General features: G+C 59.4%; 4 protein-coding genes. 2 read left to right on the forward strand and 2 right to left on the reverse strand.

Annotated elements, in window-relative coordinates; translation table 11 throughout:
- Positions 1-155: 155 nt before the first annotated feature.
- Both tnpB and tnpC read left to right on the forward strand, forming a co-directional pair.
- The gene (gene tnpB / locus AC52Q4_RS08720) at positions 156-512 is read left to right on the forward strand and encodes an IS66 family insertion sequence element accessory protein TnpB (protein WP_495536403.1); all 357 of its coding nucleotides are present in this window, start codon (positions 156-158) and stop codon (positions 510-512) included.
- A 33-nt stretch (positions 513-545) separates the two neighbouring features.
- Entirely contained in the window at positions 546-2135 is a 1590-nt protein-coding gene (gene tnpC, locus AC52Q4_RS08725) for an IS66 family transposase (protein WP_495536404.1), read from the forward strand.
- Between the two features lie 529 nt (positions 2136-2664).
- Here the strand turns inward: tnpC and AC52Q4_RS08730 are convergent.
- Both AC52Q4_RS08730 and AC52Q4_RS08735 read right to left on the reverse strand, forming a co-directional pair.
- A complete protein-coding gene (locus AC52Q4_RS08730; protein WP_495536405.1) occupies positions 2665-2829 on the reverse strand; it encodes a WbqC family protein in 165 nt (54 codons plus the stop codon).
- A 227-nt stretch (positions 2830-3056) separates the two neighbouring features.
- A complete protein-coding gene (locus tag AC52Q4_RS08735) occupies positions 3057-4361 on the reverse strand; it encodes a sulfotransferase family protein (protein WP_495536406.1) in 1305 nt (434 codons plus the stop codon).
- Between the last annotated feature and the right edge of the window lie 795 nt (positions 4362-5156).

A 5156-nucleotide genomic window follows, 5' to 3' on the forward strand; every position in this document is an offset into this window, starting at 1 on the left:
ATCTGTGGCCGCCGGAGGCGATTTCCTCGCCGTGGACTTGCCACCAGCGAGCGGCCCTGCAGTGCTGCGGCTGCGCCATCCGAGTGGCTTCGAGCTCGAGTGCACCGACTGGCCGCCGGTGGATTGGCTGCAACAAGTGCTGTGGGGCGCGACCGATGCGCCCCGATAGCCGCATCGAGCGGGTTTATCTGCATCGGGCGCCGGTCGATTTTCGCAAACAGATGGACGGCCTCGCTGCGCTGGTGGAGCAGACCATGCCGGTATCGGCGTTGTCCGGCTCGTTGTTCGTGTTCATCAACCGCCGGCGTGACAAGCTCAAGCTGCTTTTCTGGGAGCGCAACGGTTTCGTGGTCTGGTACAAGCGCCTGGAGGCCGAGCGTTTCCCCTGGCCGGTGCGCCGAGAGCAGACAGTGCTCACGTTGACGGGCCAGCAGCTTAACTGGCTGCTCGATGGTTATGACGTTTGGCGCATGACCCCGCATCGCACCTTGCATTATCGCGTGTTGAGCTAGAGCTTGAAGACGGCGACATGATAAAATGCATGCATGTCGTCGCCCGCCTCCACGAGCGATTATGCCGCGCTCGATCACGCCGAGCTGATAGACCGTTTGGCCCATCTCGAGCAGTCGCTTCAGCAACAGAACACGGATCTCGAACAGGCGAACCAACGGCTTCGTGAGCGCAACGCGATGCTCGAGGAGCGGGTGCGCTGGTTCGAGCAGCAGGTGTTCGGCCGCTCTTCGGAACGAAGCACCGGCGAGGAGATCAATCCCCACCAGCGGCTGTTGTTCAACGAGGCCGAAGCGCTGGCCGACGCCGAGCCGCTGGCCGATGAGCCGCAAGTTGAGATCCCGGCCCACAGCCGCAAGAAACGCGGACGCAAGAAGCTGCCGGCGGATCTGCCGCGGGTGGATGTGATCCACGACCTGCCCGAGGACGAACGCTTTTGCCATCATGATGGACAGCCGTTGCAGTGCATCGGCGAGGAAGTCAGCGAGCAGCTCGACTATATCCCCGCTCGGATTCAGGTACTGCGCCATATCCGGCGTCGGTACGCCTGCCCGGGTTGTGACGGTTGCCTGAAGCTCGCGGCCAAGCCTGAGCAGATGCTGCCCAAGAGCAACGCCAGCCCGGCGCTGCTGGCGCACATTGTCACCGCCAAGTACGTCGATGGCCTGCCGTTGCATCGCCAGGAGAAGCAGTTTGCCCGCCTGGGTATCGATCTGGGCCGGGCAAGTATGGCCAACTGGATGATCAAGCTCGGCCAAGGGGTGGTGCCGTTGATCAACCTGCTCGATGAGCGCATCCGGGCGGGCCCGTTGATCCACTGCGACGAGACCCCGGTGCAGGTGCTCAACAGCGCTGGCGGTGACGGGCACTGGATGTGGGTGAGGGCCGGCGGGACGCCGCAGGCACCGATAGTGCTGTTCGACCACGACCCGTCGCGGGGCACGGCGGTACCGAAGCGATTGCTGGCGGAGTTTAGCGGGATTCTTTTGACCGATGGCTACGAGCCCTATGACGCGGTGGCGCGAGCGGGGTCGCTGATCCATGCCGGCTGCTGGGCGCATATGCGGCGTTACTTCAACGACGCCCAGCGCTCCGGCGGTAAAACGGACAGTCATGCCGCCCGGGTGCTTGATGACATCAAGGCGCTGTATCGCATCGAGCGCGGGCTGCGCCAGCGCGAGGCCGAGGACGCCGAGATCCTGGCGACCCGTACCGAGCACAGCCGGCCGATTGTCGAAAAGCTCAAGGCCCGGCTGGACGCCCTGGCGCCGGAGGTGGTACCCAAAAGCTTGCTCGGCAAGGCGGTGCATTATGCCCTCGGGCAGTGGCCGAAGCTCACTCGGTTCCTCGAACATGCAGTGATTCCGCTGGACAACAACCGGGCGGAGAACGCCATCCGACCCTTTGTGATGGGCAGAAAGGCCTGGCTGTTCGCTGCCACCGCGAACGGGGCCGTGGCCAGCGCCCGGTTGTACTCGCTGGTAGAGACCGCGAAGGCTAATGGGCTCGAGCCCCATGCCTATCTCACCCATCTGTTCCACGAATTGCCTAAGGCAAAGACCGTCGAGGAGATCGAGGCGTTGCTGCCCTGGAACGCCAAAGCTGTTATTACCACCCCGGATTGAAAGCGCTGCCACTATCGGCGCCGCTTTGCAAGGACGTGGTTTGTTGAGCGCTTACTCTCAGGATACGTGAAATGGCCGGATTTTCTAGTTCTCAGTGGTCCAGTTTTCAGGGAGGAGGACAAGTCTCGCTTTCCAGTCGCACTTTGCCACTGACAAACTGGAGGGAGTTGCCCGTCAGGGGCTGGCCATCAACCGGTAGCCTTTAAAGTCCTGCAACTCTCAATGGTTCTAGACTGTTCGGCCAATCCCATAGCAATCCTTTCTTCAATGCTCAGAATATTTTTCGTACTTAAATCGAGTAAGTCACGATTGGATACAAGCTGCGTCCCGAGACCTTCGGCAACGCCATGCTCTCCCGCTTCCGCCCACCCAAGTATCTGACGCGCTAGCGGATGCTCGCTCGCACCCATGCCATAGTTCAAGCCATTGGCTGACCAAGAGCACGACTTCACTTCGAGTGAAATCACAATTTCATGTCACAAATCTTCGCAGAACGGTCCATCTTTGCGATGGGAAACGATAAACACGATCAACGTCGGCCGGACCGGTCGTCTCTGAACCGATTGCGGTTAACCCACTCACACCGCGGAAACTTCACATCGTCGATAACCACAGATACATCAGCGGCCGCCACCAGATCTAAATAGCCGATGTACGGTGCGAAGTAAGGCGACATTATTGCGAATTGCGACATAGGACCAATTTTCGATATCCCCTATCCTGATTTTTATAGTCGAAAGGCTGACTCGTTAAACGGCCATCTTGCGTTATGGTAATCGAGATCGCGCCAAACAGCAGAGCTCGCATCGGCGCCGAGCTATCGTGAACTTCGAACAAGAACCTAATCCAACGATTCGTATCTCAAGCCACTAATCGTCGACGGAAGCGGGGCAACGCCATGAGTCGTGGCGAAGCTCGGTTTCATCCGCCATCTCTTGGTGACGCTTTTTGTTTGCGGTGGGCCGTAGAGTTGTCTTCGCCGCTTGTCGAATTTTGCCAGGCTTCCAGGAGTTCGATTGCCGAGGCCAACTCGGCCTCCTTGCGTGCGAGGTGAGCCTTCAAGTCTTCGATGTACTTCTCCGTTTGCTGCTTATAAGAGCGATCGTGGCTCTTGAGACCGACGATGTAGTCCTCAGTCTCAAATCGGTACTTATCGTGGTGCGTCTTTAGCGCATCATAGCTCCGCTTGAGACTGGCGATGTAGTCCTCAGTCTCAGATAGGTGTTGATCGTGGTGCGCCTTTAGCGCATCATGGCTCCGCTTCAGACTGGCGATGTAGTCCTCAGTCTCAGATAGGTGCTGATCGTGGTGTGCCTTTAATGCATCATGGGTCCTGCGGAGGATCGCAAAATCATGGCATAAGAGCGAACTCCAAGCCGCGTGCTCCCGCGAGATGCGCTGAATCGTTAGGTCCGCGTGTTTGAGGCCGTTTGTCGACTCGGCACGTGACAGCGCTTGCCAGAGGTCCCGACAGGGGTTGGGCAACGCGGCATCGTTGGCAAGGGTCCAGTGGAAAAGGCCGCGGTCGACGAGCTCGTCGAAGGCTGATGGGTTCGTAGCCTTGGGTACGTCGTCACTCAGGGCGAGACGATTTAGGAGGAGGCGGATAGTTTCTTCGGGAGCATTGACGATGTTCTGCGCCGAGACGATAACGTGTCGGTTTCCGGGAATGGCCCTGGCGGCCGCCAGGAGGTAGTTGAACCATATGCCAAGCGCCTGGCCTCGCGGTATGCCGTCCCTCACCTCGATGGAGCTGGCTATCTGATCTGGGTGTCGGATACAGAGAACAATCCGGCTTTCCAGTCCGTGTTCTTCTAGGAGGTCCAGCCACAAGGGAAGCAAGAGTGTTGCACGGGGGTCCTTCCACCCCCAGACTTCGCTGGCACGGGTCTCCTTGTCGACGATCTCGCCTAGTTCGATGCGTGCCTCCGCGGCCGGCTCGGAGTCCATCCAGCCCTCCGGCAAGGGGAGCGCGGTGTCCCAAGTGCGACCAAGGCCATGAAGGAGACGATCATGGGCATCGACGATGGCGCTGTACTCCCAGTAGCCGCGGGGATTGGATGCGTCCGCGGAGTGAAGCGAGTCGGTTGCGCCGAAATGAATGCCGGCGAGATTGAGCGCCCGCGCCACCACCGACGTCATGCTGCGGTGCATTCCTACGATGATAACGACGGGTTTCACGGCGCGGTCTCGGTTCCCTGCGAAAGTCGGCTTGTACTGGTCCATCGCTTGACCCGGGCCTTCCAGCGTTCCTTGAACGGGAGGAGCTGAGCCAGCATGGGGACGGTTGCTTCAGCTACTGGCACCTCGAAGCTGCCTTCAGTGATCCCCCATCGTACGAAGCCGCTAATGTTCTGTCCACCGGGATCCGGGTATTGGTCCTGGAGCTCCGGCCGATCCATCCAGAGGTCCTGAAGGAAGCCGGGTACGACCGAGGTGCCTGTGCCGAAGCGCCTGTCGACACCGTGCGCAATTGTATCATCTAGACGGTGGTCCCAGGCTGTCTTCGTCCCTCGTTCGTTGCGTACGACTCGGTTGTGAAGGTTCCAATACGTAACATTGAACCCAGGGTCGCGAAGGGCCGCGACGTCGTCGAGGTATTTGTTGGAGACAATGGTGCAGACGGCACGTTTCACGGTTAGGCTAAGAATAGCCGATACACGGTGCGGGTAAAAGACGCGGAGTATGGGAGAGGAGAGAAACCGGGCCCGATGGGACTGGCGAGGGCTTTTTGAGGGGGCCGGCGGGGGCTTTTCAGCCCCTTGCCGGCTTGGAGTCCGAGCGTGGACGGGGTTGTCGGTTGACAACTGCTGAAGCTGCCGGCACTGGCCGAACCCGAAGGTCATCTTGCCAGAAATCGCCGTGCGAACGATGGCATTGTGCCGAAATATTTAACGTCCTCGATCTTCGGGGGCTGATACGGAACCCCTCTGATTCGCTGATATTCTTCTTTGAACCTCTCGATCGGATGGTCCTTCGGTTTGACATTGGTTGCAACACCGCCATGGATCTGGTGGAACA

It is taken from the genome of Nitrococcus sp. (assembly GCF_059432795.1).